The organism is Micromonospora sp. DT4 (genome assembly GCF_049841675.1).
In the GTDB taxonomy this organism is placed as follows: Bacteria; Actinomycetota; Actinomycetes; order Mycobacteriales; family Micromonosporaceae; genus Micromonospora.
The window spans coordinates 1-14,559 of the sequence record NZ_JBNCKT010000125.1; the positions used below are offsets into that span (position 1 = coordinate 1).

15 protein-coding genes are annotated in these 14,559 nt (G+C 71.8%); 9 read left to right on the forward strand and 6 right to left on the reverse strand.

From position 1 onward, the window contains the following. Positions 1 to 467 precede the first annotated feature (467 nt). A complete protein-coding gene (locus tag ACLQ24_RS25125; protein ID WP_425894169.1) occupies positions 468 to 1,112 on the reverse strand; it encodes a hypothetical protein in 645 nt (214 codons plus the stop codon). Between the two features lie 295 nt (positions 1,113 to 1,407). Here ACLQ24_RS25125 and ACLQ24_RS25130 point away from each other — a divergent pair, with 295 nt between their 5' ends. Beyond that, positions 1,408 to 1,518, forward strand: a complete 111-nt coding sequence (locus ACLQ24_RS25130) for an LPXTG cell wall anchor domain-containing protein (protein ID WP_425894170.1) — start codon at positions 1,408 to 1,410, stop codon at positions 1,516 to 1,518. A 16-nt stretch (positions 1,519 to 1,534) separates the two neighbouring features. Here ACLQ24_RS25130 and ACLQ24_RS25135 read toward each other — a convergent pair whose 3' ends face one another. Both ACLQ24_RS25135 and trmB read right to left on the reverse strand, forming a co-directional pair. After that, positions 1,535 to 4,048 (reverse strand): DEAD/DEAH box helicase, encoded by a 2,514-nt coding sequence (locus ACLQ24_RS25135; RefSeq protein ID WP_425894171.1) that lies wholly within the window; start codon positions 4,046 to 4,048, stop codon positions 1,535 to 1,537. A 94-nt stretch (positions 4,049 to 4,142) separates the two neighbouring features. Then, positions 4,143 to 4,844 carry a tRNA (guanosine(46)-N7)-methyltransferase TrmB gene (trmB, locus tag ACLQ24_RS25140; RefSeq protein WP_425894172.1) on the reverse strand — a complete coding sequence of 234 codons (702 nt, stop codon included), beginning with the start codon at positions 4,842 to 4,844 and terminating at the stop codon, positions 4,143 to 4,145. A 130-nt stretch (positions 4,845 to 4,974) separates the two neighbouring features. Between trmB and ACLQ24_RS25145 the strand changes: the two genes are divergently transcribed. Both ACLQ24_RS25145 and ACLQ24_RS25150 read left to right on the forward strand, forming a co-directional pair. Next, positions 4,975 to 5,661 (forward strand): hypothetical protein, encoded by a 687-nt coding sequence (locus ACLQ24_RS25145; protein ID WP_425894182.1) that lies wholly within the window; start codon positions 4,975 to 4,977, stop codon positions 5,659 to 5,661. A 142-nt stretch (positions 5,662 to 5,803) separates the two neighbouring features. After that, on the forward strand, positions 5,804 to 6,472 hold the full coding sequence (locus ACLQ24_RS25150; RefSeq protein ID WP_425894183.1) for a class F sortase: 669 nt from the start codon (positions 5,804 to 5,806) through the stop codon (positions 6,470 to 6,472). A 140-nt stretch (positions 6,473 to 6,612) separates the two neighbouring features. Here the strand turns inward: ACLQ24_RS25150 and ACLQ24_RS25155 are convergent, their stop codons facing one another. Continuing rightward, the gene (locus ACLQ24_RS25155; RefSeq protein ID WP_425894173.1) at positions 6,613 to 7,410 is read right to left on the reverse strand and encodes an exodeoxyribonuclease III; all 798 of its coding nucleotides are present in this window, start codon (positions 7,408 to 7,410) and stop codon (positions 6,613 to 6,615) included. Between the two features lie 84 nt (positions 7,411 to 7,494). Next, on the reverse strand, positions 7,495 to 8,415 hold the full coding sequence (locus ACLQ24_RS25160; protein ID WP_425894174.1) for a proteasome assembly chaperone family protein: 921 nt from the start codon (positions 8,413 to 8,415) through the stop codon (positions 7,495 to 7,497). Positions 8,416 to 8,815: 400 nt separating this feature from the next. Between ACLQ24_RS25160 and ACLQ24_RS25165 the strand changes: the two genes are divergently transcribed. The 3 genes from ACLQ24_RS25165 (at position 8,816) to ACLQ24_RS25175 (ending at position 10,704) form a co-directional block, all read left to right on the forward strand. Further along, complete coding sequence (locus tag ACLQ24_RS25165; protein ID WP_425894175.1) at positions 8,816 to 9,661, forward strand: peptidase M23; 846 nt, start codon at positions 8,816 to 8,818, stop codon at positions 9,659 to 9,661. Between the two features lie 106 nt (positions 9,662 to 9,767). Beyond that, a complete protein-coding gene (locus ACLQ24_RS25170) occupies positions 9,768 to 9,914 on the forward strand; it encodes a hypothetical protein (protein ID WP_425894176.1) in 147 nt (48 codons plus the stop codon). A gap of 46 nt (positions 9,915 to 9,960) precedes the next feature. Further along, complete coding sequence (locus tag ACLQ24_RS25175) at positions 9,961 to 10,704, forward strand: EcsC family protein (RefSeq protein ID WP_425894177.1); 744 nt, start codon at positions 9,961 to 9,963, stop codon at positions 10,702 to 10,704. Positions 10,705 to 10,725: 21 nt separating this feature from the next. On the opposite strand, the gene ACLQ24_RS25180 is transcribed toward ACLQ24_RS25175, so the two are convergent. Further along, positions 10,726 to 11,577, reverse strand: a complete 852-nt coding sequence (locus ACLQ24_RS25180) for a GDSL-type esterase/lipase family protein (RefSeq protein WP_425894178.1) — start codon at positions 11,575 to 11,577, stop codon at positions 10,726 to 10,728. A 186-nt stretch (positions 11,578 to 11,763) separates the two neighbouring features. Between ACLQ24_RS25180 and ACLQ24_RS25185 the strand changes: the two genes are divergently transcribed. From ACLQ24_RS25185 to ACLQ24_RS25195, 3 genes are read left to right on the forward strand one after another with little or no spacing between them, the layout of a single operon-like run. After that, complete coding sequence (locus ACLQ24_RS25185; protein WP_425894179.1) at positions 11,764 to 12,027, forward strand: DUF6343 family protein; 264 nt, start codon at positions 11,764 to 11,766, stop codon at positions 12,025 to 12,027. A gap of 12 nt (positions 12,028 to 12,039) precedes the next feature. Further along, positions 12,040 to 13,455 carry an NADP-dependent succinic semialdehyde dehydrogenase gene (locus ACLQ24_RS25190; RefSeq protein WP_425894180.1) on the forward strand — a complete coding sequence of 472 codons (1,416 nt, stop codon included), beginning with the start codon at positions 12,040 to 12,042 and terminating at the stop codon, positions 13,453 to 13,455. 40 nt (positions 13,456 to 13,495) lie between these two features. Beyond that, on the forward strand, positions 13,496 to 14,461 hold the full coding sequence (locus tag ACLQ24_RS25195; protein WP_425894181.1) for a TIGR03885 family FMN-dependent LLM class oxidoreductase: 966 nt from the start codon (positions 13,496 to 13,498) through the stop codon (positions 14,459 to 14,461). Positions 14,462 to 14,559: the final 98 nt, after the last annotated feature.

Sequence of the window (14,559 nt, forward strand, 5' to 3'; positions counted from 1 at the left end):
CACAGAACTGCAGAACCTCGCCGCCGCGGTCCTCGACTGCAGATGACACAACTACTACCGCATCAGGCAACGTTCGCGCTATCGGGGGACTGTCAACTTAACGGCCCTGGCTCATATCCGGTGGTAGCAGGGCGTGACGGTCTACTCGCCTGGGTGGCGGCGCTGCCCAAACTGTCGCAATTGAAGCAAAAAGCGCAGAACGTCGTGGGCGCGGCTTCCCCGGCAACGAGCGGTCAGCATCGGAAGTGCCGTGGCCAGAGGCTTGCGCTCACGTCAATGGTGTCGCTACGAAATGTCACCACCGAAAGTGCGACAGGGCCTTTTTTTTTGCAGTCCCGAATAGTTACCGTGGAAGCTTCAGTGGTCTTGCTGCCTCCCGATCGCGGGAGGCAGCAGTATCCCTGTTGTTGCGCAGACCTTGGCTGGGCGGGTGGGGCGCGGGCGGAAACCGGGCGGGGCTGGGTGGGTCAGGCGGCGGTGGACCAGATGGCGCGGAAGGCGGCGGCTTCGCCGGCCAGCCAGCGTTCGATCTGCTCGGACTTGGCGTCGGTGGGCATGCGGTGGGCCTGGCCGCGCCGGACGTCGACCAGGACCGGCTCGGCGTGCGGGAGGACCGCGTCCATGTGGCGGGCCATCAGGTGCAGGGTGGCGAGCATCGACTCCTTGCTCGGTGGCGCCTCGTCGAAGTGCAGTCGGACCGCGTCGGCGCGACCGTCGGCGTGGCGTACGCCGAAGTGGGGGTTGATCTTGACGGGTAGGTCGCCGAGCATGGCCAGGGCGTCGCGGGTCTGGGCCAGGTCGAGGGTGGCCGGATCGCCGAGGGAGTGCAGCCAGGCCGTGGCGCCGGGCACCAGTGCCTGGTAGAGCGGGCGCCAGCGTGGCTTGACCACGTCGACCACCCCGGACAGGTGGGTGCCGCCGGTGTGGAAGGCGATGTCGGCCTTGAGCGCCTTGACGAACTGGCCGTGCGGGTTGAAGCCGGAGCGGCTGGCGCGTTGCTTGCGCAGACCACCCACGAAGGTCGCCTTGGTGGGGCCGGTGCGGTCGACGTAGCGGGTGAAGCCGAGCAGGGTGGTGTAGGGCGTCAGGGGCGTGGAGGTGGGCGCGGTCACGGGCGGCCTCCCAGTCGTAATCCTGCAGGTCAGGATCTTTATTAGTACATGCATTCTAATCGACGGGTCTGACATTGCCCAGTGAAGTTCAGGGCTGGACGCGTCCCGACGACCGCAGGGTGAGTGACGCGGGTCACCACCGGAGCGTCGAGGTGTCCTCCCAGCGGTAGCCGGACGGGCCGTCACGCTCCGGTCGGACTTTTTCGACCCGCAGGCCACCCACCTGAAGGGTCCGTACCGGTGGGAGCAGCCGGCGGGTTGTGCCGACGGCGAGGGTGGGGGCGGTGGCCTGCCGGTGACCGGTCAATCGACCGGCGGCGTGGTCGCCGGTGCGCTTCTGCTGCTGGTCGTGGGCGCGATCCTGCTCGTCCTCGCTCGTCGCCGTCGGCTCTGGTTCACCGTCTGACAAGGCGGGGGACGCGTCAGAGCTGGCCGACGTCGGTGAGCCGTACGACCGCCGCGCCGACCTCGTCCGAGGCGACGAGGTCGATCTCGGCGCTGATGCCCCAGTCGTGGTCGCCGTCCGGGTCGTCGAAGATCTGCCGTACGGTCCACCGCTCCCGGCCCTGCTCGATCATGAGTAGCGCCGGGCCGCGGGCGTCCGGCCCGACCCCGATCGAGTCGTACGCCTCGAAGTACGGCGCGAGGGCGTCGGCCCACGCGTCGTAGTCCCAGCCGTCGGCGGAGTCCAACTCGGCGAGCAGGTCCCAGCGACGCAGCGCGGCCAGCTCCACCCGGCGGAACAGCGCGTTGCGCACCAGCACCCGGAACGCCCGCGCGTTGCGGGTAACCGCCGGCGGCCGGTCGCTCAGGGAAGCGTGCGCCTGGGCCACCTCGGCCACGTCCGACGGGTTGCGCAGCCGCTCCCACTCGTCGATGAGACTGGAGTCGACCTGGCGGACCAGCTCGCCCAGCCACTCGATGAGGTCGATCAGCTCCTCGGTCTTGGCGTCCTCGGGCACGGTCTGCCGCAGCGTCTTGTACGCGTCGGCCAGGTAGCGCAGGACCAGGCCCTCCGAGCGGGTCAGCCCGTAGAACTGCACGTACTCGGTGAAGGTCATGGCCCGCTCGTACATGTCGCGGACGACGGCCTTGGGGGAGAGCTGGTGGTCCGCGACCCACGGGTGGCCCTGCCGGTACATCTCGTACGCGGCCTCCAGCAGCTCGGCGAGGGGCTTCGGGTGGGTCACCTCGTCGAGCAGTTCGAGGCGCGCCTCGTACTCGATGCCCTCGGCCTTCATGGCGGCGACCGCCTCGCCGCGTGCCTTGAACTGCTGCGCGGACAGGATCTGCCGAGGGTCGTCGAGGATCGACTCGATCACGCTCAGCACGTCCAGGGCGTACGACGGGGACTCGGCGTCGAGCAGCTCGATGGTGGCCAGGGCGAGGGGGGAGAGCGGCTGGTTGAGCGCGAAGTCGAGCTGGAGGTCGACGGTGAGGCGAATCCGCCGGCCGGTCTCGTCGGGCTCGGGCAGCTCCTCGACCACCCCGCCGGCGCGCAGCGCCCGGTAGATGGCGATGGCCCGGCGGATGTGCCGACGCTGCGCGGCGGGCTCCTCGTGGTTGTCGGTGAGCAGGTGCCGCATCGCCGCGAACGCGTCACCGGGACGGCCGATCACGTTGAGCAGCATCGAGTGGCTGACCTGGAACCTGGACGTCAGCGGCTCCGGCTCGGCGTCGACCAGCCGGTCGAAGGTGGGCTGGCCCCAGCCGATCGAACCCTCCGGCGGCTTCTTGCGGACCACCTTGCGGCGCTTCTTCGGGTCGTCACCGGCCTTGGCGAGGGCCTTCTCGTTGTCGATCACGTGCTCGGGGGCCTGCACCACGACCCGGCCGATGGTGTCGTACCCGGCCCGCCCGGCCCGCCCGGCGATCTGGTGGAACTCGCGGTTCTTGAGCAGCCGGGTCCGGACCCCGTCGTACTTCGAGAGGCCGGTGAACAGCACGGTGCGGATCGGGACGTTGATGCCGACGCCGAGAGTGTCGGTGCCACAGATGACCTTGAGCAGGCCCGCCTGCGCCAGGGTCTCGACGAGACGGCGGTACTTGGGCAGCATGCCGGCGTGGTGTACGCCGATGCCGTGCCGGACCAGCCGGGACAGTGTCTTGCCGAAGCCGGAGGTGAACCGGAAACCGCCGATCGCCTGCGCGATCATGTCCTTCTCGGCGCGCGTGCAGACGTTGACGCTCATCAGCGCCTGGGCGCGTTCCAGCGCGGCGGCCTGCGTGAAGTGCACGACGTACACCGGGGCCTGCTTGGTCTCCAGCAGCTCTTCGAGCGTCTCGTGCAGCGGGGTCATCGCGTACGAGAAGATCAGCGGGACCGGCCGCTCGGCCGTGCGCACGACGGCCGTCGGCCGTCCGGTGCGTCGGGTCAGGTCGTCCACGAACCGGGTGGTGTCCCCCAGGGTGGCGGACATCAGGATGAACTGTGCCTGTGGCAGCTCGATGATCGGCACCTGCCAGGCCCAACCACGGTCCGGCTCGGCGTAGAAGTGGAACTCGTCCATGATCACCTGGCCGACGTCGGCCCGGTCGCCCTCGCGCAGCGCCAGGTTGGCCAGGATCTCCGCCGTGCAGCAGATGATCGGGGCGTCGGCGTTGACGCTGGCGTCGCCCGTCAGCATGCCGACGTTCTCGGCGCCGAAGACCTCGCAGAGCGCGAAGAACTTCTCCGACACCAACGCCTTGATCGGCGCGGTGTAGAAGGTCGTCCGGCTGTCGGCCAGGGCCGCGAAGTGCGCGGCGATGGCCACCAGGCTCTTGCCCGAGCCGGTGGGCGTGTTCATGATCAGATTGGCGCCGGAGACGATCTCGATGACCGCCTCCTCCTGATGGGGGTAGAGGTCGAGGCCGCGCTCCTTCGCCCAGCCGGCGAACGCGTCGAAGAGGGTGTCGGGGTCGGCGCTTGTCGGTAGCGCGGCGGTGAGCGTCATAGCCTGTCCATGGTGCCTGGATCATGCCCTCCGGCGCCAACCGGCTCTCCTTTCAGCACCGCCGGAAGATCAGTCAGCGCTGCCGAAAGATCAGTCAGCGCCGTCGGAAGATCAGGTCGGCGACCGGCCGGCCGGCGGTGATCGCCCGCCGCTCGAACTTCGTCACCGGGCGGTGCGCCGGACGGGGCGCGAAGCCGCCGTACGCGTCGACCAGCTCCGGGTCCGCGTCCAGGGTCTCCCGCATCGCCTCGGCGTACTCGGCCCAGTCGGTCGCGCAGTGCAGCACGCCGCCGGGGACCAGCCGGGACCGCAGCAGCGCCACGTGCGCCGGCTGGATGATCCGCCGCTTGTGGTGCCGGGCCTTCGGCCACGGGTCGGGAAAGAACACGTGTACGGCGGCCAGCGCACCCTCCGGCAGCCCGCTGACCAGCTCCAACGCGTCACCTCGGGCCACCCGCACATTCCCCAGGTCAGCGCGGTCCACCAGGTCGATCAGGTTCGCGATTCCCGGCGTGTGCACCTCGACCGCCAGATAATCTCGATCCGGGTCGGCGGCGGCCATCGCGGCTGTGCTGTCGCCCATGCCCGAGCCGATCTCCAACACCACCGGGGCCCGGCGGCCGAAGATGGCGGCCAGGTCGACGGGCTCGCCCGACACGTCCAGGCCGTAAGAGGACCACAGCCGGTCCAGCGCCTCGGTCTGCCGGCTGCTCATCCGCCCCCGGCGGGGGTGGAAGGTGCGGATCGTCCGGGCCGCGGGCGGGATGGTGGCGGGGTCAGGGTCGGTGATGGTCACAGCGACCCGAGCGTACGCGACGTCGTCGGCGGATCGGATGTGATGTGCGACCGGGAATGAGAGGATCGATCTGGTACGGCAGGCCGGGCGGTCCGCTGCCCGGCGCGGTACGACGGCGTCGAGAGGGGGCATCGTGGCAGTGACCCGCGGCGGCGTGCTTCTGTCGGTGGCGACCATGCTCGCCTTCCCCCTGCTGGCCGCCGCTCCCGCGTTCGCCGCCTCTGCCGCGCCCGCTGCCCCGCCGGCCGCCGCCGCGTCCACTGAACTGCTCGACCCGTTGTCGGCCGCTGCCGCGTCCGCTGGGTTGCTCGACGCCCTGCCGGCCGCCGCGTCCGCGCCGCAGCCCGGAGGCCCGCCGGGTGGCGCGCCGCAGCCCGGTCCCGTGGTGGACGTCTTCGTCGAGGTGAGCCCCAGCACGGTGCAGCCCGGCTACCTGGTCGGCATTCGGGCGAGCTGCCGGGACAACTCGGTCGGTGCCACCGTCGTCTCCGACGCGTTCGGCGCGGTCGGCGTGCAACCGCAGCACGGCGTGCTCACCGCGGCGCCCATGGTGCGCGAGCGCACCCGCCCCGGCAACTACCGGGTCAAGCTGGAGTGCCCCGACGGCGAGACGGCGTCGACCATGCTGCAGGTGGTCAAGAAGGTGCCGTCCCCCCAGCCCAGTCGAGGCCCGGCCACGGGCTTCGGTGGCAGCGCCGGGGGGATGACCGGCAGACTGCTGCTGCCCAGCGGAGCGGCGTTCACCGTCGCCGGGCTGGTCATCGCCGTGGTGGCCCTGCGGCGTCCCCGTACCGTCCGTGGCGTCGCGCGCCGCTGAGATCGCAATGGAGATATTCCGCCCCACACCGCCGCCGGCCGGCTCCCGCCCGCCCGCCGGTTCGGGCCCACCCGCCGGCTCGTGGTCACCCGACGAGCCGTCGCCGGCGCGGGCGGCGCGTGTCCCCGACGACCGGCGGTCAGTGGCTGCCCGTCCGCCGACCGCCGTCGCTCCACGGCGCAATCGCCCGTCGGGGCGCAGCCCCTGGTCGGTGCCGCTGGCCGTGGTGCTGGTGCTGGTGGGCGTCTTCGCCACGGGGGCGGGGCTGGGCCGTTCGGTCGGTCCGCTCGACTGGGCGCCGGCCGGCGGCGGCGACCGCCCGCCCCGCAGCGAGACGGTCGGGCTGTCGGCCAGCCGCCCGGTGCGACTCACCGTTCCGGCGATCAAGGTGGCCGCGCCGGTGGCGCCCGTCGGACAGGCACGGGACGGGACGATCGCCGTACCGCCGCTGGAGAAGCACAACGAGACCGGCTGGTACGACCGTGGGCCGACGCCCGGCGAGCCCGGTCCGGCGGTCATCGTCGGGCACGTGGACACCAAGAACGGCCCGTCGGTCTTCTACGACCTGGGCAAACTGAAGCCCGGTGACCTGATCGAGGTGGCCCGGGCGGACCGGTCGACGGTGGTGTTCAAGGTCGACACCGTCGAGCGCTTCCCGAAGGATCAGCTACCCGCCGAGCGCATCTACGGGCACGACGGGCCCGCCGGGCTGCGGCTCATCACCTGCGGCGGCCAGTTCATCGGCGGTCGCACCGGGTACGCCGACAACGTGATCGCCTTCGCCACCCTCCAGTCGTCCCGCAAGCCCTGATCTGCGCCGGCGGCTCAGCGGGCGGGGCGTGTCGCCGGGAGCGGTGCCGTGCGCGGCGCGGGCAGGGCCGGAGGCCCAGGCCTGGTACGCCTCCTCGCTCTTCCACCTCGTGTAGACGAAGCAGCGGGTTTCGCCGGCAATCAGAACGCCTCGACCGCCGGAACGAGGTCCGCGTCGACCACGATCGGCGCGTGGTCGGAGGGGCCCTTGCCCTTGCGGGCCTCCCGGTCGACGTACGCCGAGCGGACCGCCCGGGTGAACGGCGCGGAGGCGTACACCAGGTCGATTCTCATGCCCTTGTTCTGGTGGAACATCCCGGCGCGGTAGTCCCAGTACGTGAACGGGTGCGGCCCCTTCATCGGGGTCGGCACCACGTCGCTGAGGCCGAGGTCGCGCAGCGCGGCCAGGGCGGCCCGCTCGGCCGGGGTGACGTGCGTGGAGTGGGTGAACACCGCCGGATCCCAGACGTCGGCGTCGGTCGGGGCGACGTTGAAGTCGCCGCAGCTGGCCAGCGGCAGGCCACCGGCCAGCTCCGCTTCCAGCGCGTTGCGCAGCGCCGCGAACCAGGCCAGCTTGTACGCGTAGTGCGGGTCGTCGGGCGTGCGCCCGTTGGGCACGTACACCGACCAGACCCGCACCCCGGCGCAGGTGGCGGAGATGGCCCGGGCCTCCGGCTCGGGAAAGCCGGGCTCACCCGCGAAGCCGACGCGGACGTCGTCGAGCCCGACCCGGGACAGGATCGCGACCCCGTTCCAGCGGCCGTCGCTGTGGCTGGCCACCGTGTAGCCAAGCTCGCCCACCTCGGCCACCGGAAACGCGCCGTCCGGGCACTTCGTCTCCTGCAGGCAGACGACGTCGGGCCCGGTGCCGGCCAGCCATTCCAACAGCCGGGGCAGCCGGGCCTTAACCGAGTTCACGTTCCAGGTCGCCAGGCGCATGTCTCCACCCTGCCGCATCCGCCGCCACGACGCCGGCTCAGCGCGCGCCGTGTCGACGTCCGGTGCCGGCGAAAGTCGGCCGGCTCAGTTGCCCGGGGTGTCGCCGGGACGGGTCTGTTCGGCCAGGAACCGTTCCAGCTCGGCGCCGAGTTCGTCGGCGGTGGGCAGCGGACCGGCGTCCGGGGCGAGCAGGCTGCGCTCGCCGCGACCTCGGGCGAACGCGTCGTACTGCTCTTCCAGGGCCTGGACCAGGGCGGCGGCGTCCTCGGTCTGGGCGACCTGCCGGTCGATCTCCACCCGGACGACCTCGGCGGCCGAGCGCAGGCCGTCGCCGGGCAGCAGCAGCCCCGTGCTGCGGGACACCGCGCTCAGCAGCACCTCGGCGGCGGCCGGGTACTCGGTCTGCGCCACGTAGTGCGGCACGTGGGCGGCGAAGCCGAGCGCGTCGCGGCCCTGCTCGCCGAGGCGGAACTCCAGCAGATGGCCGACGCTGCCGGGCACCTGGACCCGCTGGAGCCACGGCTCGTACCCGCTGATCAGCTCCTGGCGGGTGGCGTGGGCGGTCACGCCGGCCGGCCGGGTGTGCGGCACCGCCATGGGGATCGAGTTGAGCCCGACGGTGAGCCGTACGTCCAGCCGGTCGGCGAGCCCCGCCACGGCGGCGGTGAACCGCTCCCACTGGAGGTCCGGCTCGGGACCGGTGAGCAGCAGGAACGGCGTCTCGTCGTCGTCGTGCAGCAGGTGCAGCTCCAGCTCGGGCGCGTCGAAGCTCTCCCAGTGGTCCTCGTTGAAGGTCATCACCGGTCGCCGGGAGCGGTAGTCGAAGAGCTGGTCCACGTCGAAGGTGGCGATCGGCCGACCATCGAGCGAGGTGAGCAGTTGCTCGCGGGCCAACCGGCTGGCGTTGCCGGCGTCCACGAACCCGGTGAGGGCCTGGATCAGGACCGGTTGCCCGAGGTCGGGCAGATCGTCGGTGAGCTGGTAGAGCTCGTGTGGGTCGAGCACCGGTGCGGACCTCCCTGGAATGTGCCTACTGGATGCCGTCGCGACGGAGTGCACCCGGTTCGGGCAACGTACCCGCCATCCTGGTGCATTCCTGAGTTGGGCGACCCGCCGCCCGCCCGCTGGGAACGATCGGACGAACCACCCGATTACGTCAATCGGCCGATGGGCGCTTCAGCCCAAAGGCCGAGTTTGTCGATCATGTCGGGTCGGGCGGTCCGATGTCCGCCCCTGTCGCCGCCCGTACCGGCCTGAGTGCCGCGCCGCTTTCCTCCGGTACGCGAGGTTCGTTCCTCGGGCGAGTCGACCGGCCCCGCTCGTCCACGGGGGTGAGCCGATTCTGTGGCGAGGGCCACGTGATCACTGTGCGTGATCGGGGTTTCGGTCTGCCTAGCCTCGGCTGATGCGTGACGACGGCACCCTCGACGACCCGTACGCCCCGAGCAGCCCCACCGCCGAAACAGAGGAAGGCACCTCAGCCGAACGGACAACCGCCGCGAGTCGGCTCCGGGCGTACGCCCGCGACCTGAGCGGCCAACGCCGTGCCCGGGTGGCGCTCGCCACCGGTGTGGTCTGCTGTCTCGGTCTGGCCGCCGTCGCGCAGGTCCGGAACCAGGACGCCGGTGCGCAGGCGACCGAGAAGACCTCTGGCGTCGAGTTGGCGCAGCGTGCCGAGCCGCAGGCCGCGTCCCGTGCGCTCGACCGCGCCGCCGTCCCGTCCGCCACTCCGTCGGCCTCCGCGACCTCCGCCGACCCGGACGCGACCCCCCGAGCACGCAAGGTCGTCCCGAAGCCGACCGACCCGGTGCCGGTCGCCGGACTGGACGAGGACCAGATGGAGAACGCCGAGGCGATCGTCCGCGCCGGCCGCAAGATGGGCGTTCCGCGGCGTGGCCTGGTCATCGCGGTGGCGACCGCCATGCAGGAGAGCAACCTCTACAACGTCGCCAGCGGCGTCCTGCCGGAGTCGCAGGACTACCCGCACCAGGGCGTCGGCTGGGACCACGACTCGGTCGGGCTGTTCCAGCAGCGCTCCAGCAGCGGCTGGGGGCCGGTCGGCCGGTTGATGGACCCGGAGTTCGCGACCCGACAGTTCCTCACAGCGCTCGAACAGGTGCCCGGCTGGCAGCAGATGCGCCTCACCGACGCCGCGCAGGCGGTGCAGGTCTCCGCGTACCCGGAGCACTACCAACAGCACGAGTGGCGGGCCACCCGGGTTGTCGACGCCATCGTTCCGAGCGGGCGGTAGCCTACCGGCCACTGTGGATGGTGGGGGTTGAGCCTGTCGCGTCCCGGGTACATCCGTTACGGGTTCGGGGTACACATGACTGAGGGATCACCGACAGGAGGACGTTATGTCTCTGATGCAGCGGATCAGCACGTTCCTGAGGTCGCCCAAGGGCCAGCAACTGGTGGACCGGGGTCGGCGCGAGCTGGCCAAGCCCGAGAACCAGCAGAAGCTCAAGGGGTTGGCCAGCCGACTGTCCAGCCGCCGTCGCTGACCGTGCCACCGGCTGTCCTACCCGCACCCACCTCTGGGGAGACCCGGTGACCGACACCCCGCCCGCCAACGGTCAACCCGCCGCGCCCACCCCCGAGCCGTCGGTCGTGCCGCCGGCCGCCCCCGAAGGCCCGCCGGCACGACTGTGGGACCGGATGCGCGACGATCCGCAGTACGCCCCGGAGCACCTCGCCCTGGAGGCGGTACGCCGACTCGGGCCGGAGGCCGCGCAGTGGGCCGCCCGGGCTCGCCACGACCACCCCGGCGTCCCGTCGGACGCCCTGGCCGACCAGGCGGTCCGCAAGTTCGTCAACCTGGCCCGCCTGTCCGGGGCGGTCTCCGGCGCGGCCGGGCTGCCGGGCGCCGTCCTCGACGTCGGAGTGCTGGCCTGGACCCAGGCGCGCATGGTCCTGCACGTCGCCGCCGCGTACGGCGTCGACCCACTGCACAGCGACCGGGCCACCGATCTGCTCGTGCTCCAGCGGGTGCACAAGGTCGCCGAGAGCGCCCGCCTGGCGCTCGGGGTGGCCGCCGGCCGGGAGCGCGCCGACGCGCTCTTCGGCCTGGGGGGCCAGCGTCCGCTGGGCCGGGTCATGTTGCAGCTCGGCGTCCGGCTGGCCCAGATGGCCGGTGTGCGGGCGGCCAAGCGACTCGTCGCCAAGATCGTCCCGGGGGCGGCGATCGTGCTCGGCACCTGGGCCAACTCGTCCGCCACCAAGGACCTGGCCGAGCGCTCCCGGGCGCTCTACGGCCGCCGGGGCACCGACGTCCCGGAGCCCCGCCGCCCGTGATCCGCTCCTCGGAAGCTGGGCTCAGTCGGCCAGGCCGGAGGCGCGCCAGGTCACCTCGGCCAGCCGGTCCTGGCCGGAGGCGTTGGGGTGGAACCAGTCCAGCGGGTTGAGCAGGTCCAGGGTGAACCGGACCCGGTGCGCCGCGCCGCCGTCGTGTCGGCAGCGCGAGCCGTACGCCCGGCAGGCCGCCACCAACTGCGCGTTGTACGCGTCGATCCGCTCCCGGACGGCGCTCCGGCGGGCCTTGTCGGCGGGCGCCGTCGACGTCGCGTTGGCCAGGAGCGCCGGGCAGATGCCCCGCCGCCAGGCGCGCGTCGCCCGTGCGTCGTCGTGTCCGACCTCCCAGAGCCGGTACAGATCGGGGATGCTCACCACCAGCACCCGGGCCTTCGGTCGGCCGGTGCGCAGCGCCCGCAGGCCCCGGTCGACGTCGGCCCGGAACTGGGTCACCGACGTCATCGCGTCCACCCCGCCCCGGCAGATGTCGTTGGCCCCGATCAGCACCGTGACGTAGTCGGCGCGGTCGCGTACGGCCGCCTGGGCCTGGCCTTCGAGGGCGTCGGCGCGGGCGCCGGGCCGTGCGTGGTTGTACGCCCGACCCCGGATCGCGGAGTTCTGGTCGAGCAGCCTCCGGTAGTGGCTGTTCACCCGCAGGCCGTCCCCGGTCGACCACGAGTTGCGCTCGCAGGAGGTGAGTACCAGGCAGGAGGCGAAGCCGGTGCTGATCGAGTCACCGAGCGCGGCGATGCCGCCGGGACCACCGGACGACGGCGTGCTCTTCGTGGGGCGCGGTGACGCGGACGTGCCGCCCTCGCAGGCCAGCGCCACCAGCGCGGCGAGACAGGCCAGGGCGGCGACCCAGCGTCGAGGCATGACATCCCCCGTCTCGCAGCAGAGAGCGACAGCGCGGTAACTCTATGCGCTGGACGTGGTTGGGCGGGAAGTTGCTGTCGGGTATGCGGCGAAGGAGCCTCCGACACGCCGCCGGGATGCTATAAGCGTCGCCCGTCGGGAGTCCGCTACCGGTTAACCCCGCCGATCGGGGGTAGATCGTGGGGTATGACGAGATCGCAGCCCCGGCGCGCCCGTGGCACGGTCGGCCACGCGTACAGCGCCCTGAACCTCCGGCTCACCCTCGCCAGCTTCGGCCTGGTGATCATGGTGATCTTCGCGGTGCTGGCGTTCTGGGCCGGGCTCGCCTGGCTCGGCGTACTCTGCGCGATCTTCGCGGTGGTCGCCGTGGTCGACCTGGTCGTGATCCAGCGCCGCCGCGCCGCCCGCCGCCGCGAGGAGCCGGGCGTACGACACTCGCTGTTCGAGTGACAGGAGGACGAGATGCCCCACATCGCCACCACCAACCCCGCCACCGGTCAGGTGCTCAAGACCTACGAGGCGATGTCCACCGAACAGCTCGACGCCGCCATCGAGCGTGCCGACCTCGCGTACCGGCAACTGCGCGGCACCACCGTCGACGAGCGCGCCCGGTGGATGAACGCCGCCGCCGACCTCCTGGATGCCGAACGGGACGAGATCGCCCGGATCATGACCACGGAGATGGGCAAGACGTACGCCGCCGCGCAGGCCGAGGTGACCAAGTGCGCCACGGCCGCCCGCTTCTACGCCGCCAAGGCGCCGACGTTCCTCGCCGATCAGCCGGCCGACGCCGCCGCCGTGAAGGCGACCCGGGCGTTCATCCGTTACCAGCCGATCGGCGTGGTGCTCGCCGTGATGCCGTGGAACTTCCCGCTCTGGCAGGTGATGCGCTTCGCCGCCCCGGCGTTGATGGCCGGCAACACCGGCCTGCTCAAGCACGCCTCGAACGTGCCGCAGACCGCGCTGCTGCTGGAGGACCTGTTCCGCCGCGCCGGCTTCCCGGAGGGCGCATTCACCACCGTGCTGGTCGGCTCGGACGCCGTCGAGCCCATCCTCGCCGACCCCCGGGTACGCGCCGCGACGCTCACCGGCAGCGAGGCGGCCGGGCGGTCCATCGCGCAGATCGCCGGCCGGGAGCTGAAGAAGACCGTTCTGGAGTTGGGCGGCAGCGACCCCTTCGTGGTGATGCCCTCGGCCGACGTGGACCGCGCCGCCGAGGTGGCCACCACCGCCCGCTGCCAGAACAACGGCCAGTCCTGTATCGCCGCCAAGCGCTTCATCGTGCACACCGACGTCTTCGACGCGTTCGCCGAGAAGTTCGCCGCGAACATGGCCGCGCTGCGCGTCGGCGACCCGATGGACGCGGACACCGACGTGGGGCCGCTGGCCAGCGAACACGGCCGCGACGAGGTGCACGCCCTGGTGCGCGACGCGGTGGACCACGGCGCGACGGTGCTCTGCGGCGGTGAGCTGCCCACCGGCGACGGGTGGTTCTACCCGCCGACCGTCGTCACCGACCTGACGCCGCAGATGCGGATGTGGTCCGAGGAGGTGTTCGGGCCGGTCGCCGGCCTGTACCGGGTGTCGTCCTACGAAGAGGCCATCGAGGTTGCCAACGGCACCAGCTTCGGACTCGGGTCGAACGCCTGGACCCGGGACCCGGCCGAGCAGGAGCGCTTCGCCACCGAGCTGGACGCCGGCAACGTCTTTCTCAACGGAATGACCACCTCCTACCCGGAGCTGCCCTTCGGTGGCGTGAAGAACTCCGGCTACGGGCGGGAGCTGTCCGAACTGGGCATGCGGGAGTTCTGCAACACCAAGACGGTGTGGGTGGGCGAGGGGGCGGCGTCGGCCGGCGCCGGCGCGCACGCCGAGTAGCACGCATCACCGGACGTCGTCGTGGGTAGGAGGTGCGCCCATGACGACGTTCGGGTTCCACGCCTCCCACGAGCAGATCAACCCCCGCGCCCTGCTGGAAGCGGTGATGCACGCCGAGCGGGCCGGCTTCGACGCCGCCATGTGCTCCGACCACTTCTCGCCGTGGAGCGAGCGGCAGGGCGAATCCGGCTTCGCCTGGTCCTGGCTGGGCGCGGCCCTTCAGGCCACCGGCATGCCGTTCGGCGTCGTCAACGCGCCCGGCCAGCGGTACCACCCGGCGATCATCGCCCAGGCGATCGGCACCCTCGGCGCGATGTACCCGGGCCGGTTCTGGGCCGCCCTGGGCACCGGCGAGGCCAGCAACGAGCACATCACCGGCGACGCATGGCCGCGCAAGGACGTCCGCTCCGCCCGCCTGCGCGAGTGCGTGGACGTGATCCGGGCGCTGCTGGCCGGCGAGGAGGTCAGCCACGACGGCCTCGTCCGGGTGGACCGGGCCCGGCTGTGGACGCGCCCCGAGGAGCCGCCCGCGCTGGTCGGCGCCGCCGTCAGCGTGGCCACCGCCCGCTGGTGCGCCGAGTGGGCCGACGGCCTGATCACGGTGAACGCGCCGGCGGAGCACCTGCGGGCGATGATCGACGCGTACCGGGACGCCGGAGGCCGTGGACCGCTGCACCTCCAGGTGCACGTCTCCTGGGCCCCGGAACAGGCGCAGGCCGAGGCGATCGCGTACGACCAGTGGCGCAGCAACGTCTTCGCCCCGCCGGTCTGCTGGGACCTGGAGACCGTCGAGCACTTCGACGTGGTCTCGGCCGACGTGCCGCCCGAGCGGATCGCCCAGGTGGTGAACATCTCGGCGGACCTGGGCCGGCACGTGGGCTGGCTGGAGGAGTACGTGGCGCTCGGCTTCGACCAGATCGCCCTGCACCACGTCGGGCAGGAGCAGCGCGGGTTCATCGACGCGTTCGGCGCCGAGGTGCTGCCGAAGCTGCGCCCGGCGGGCTGATCGGGCGGCGACCAGGCGCCCCCTAGCCCGAGTTTCCTAGATAAGTTGATCTTGAGGGGATGCGGGGTTCGGCGACATGAGGGTTGAGCTGCACGGAT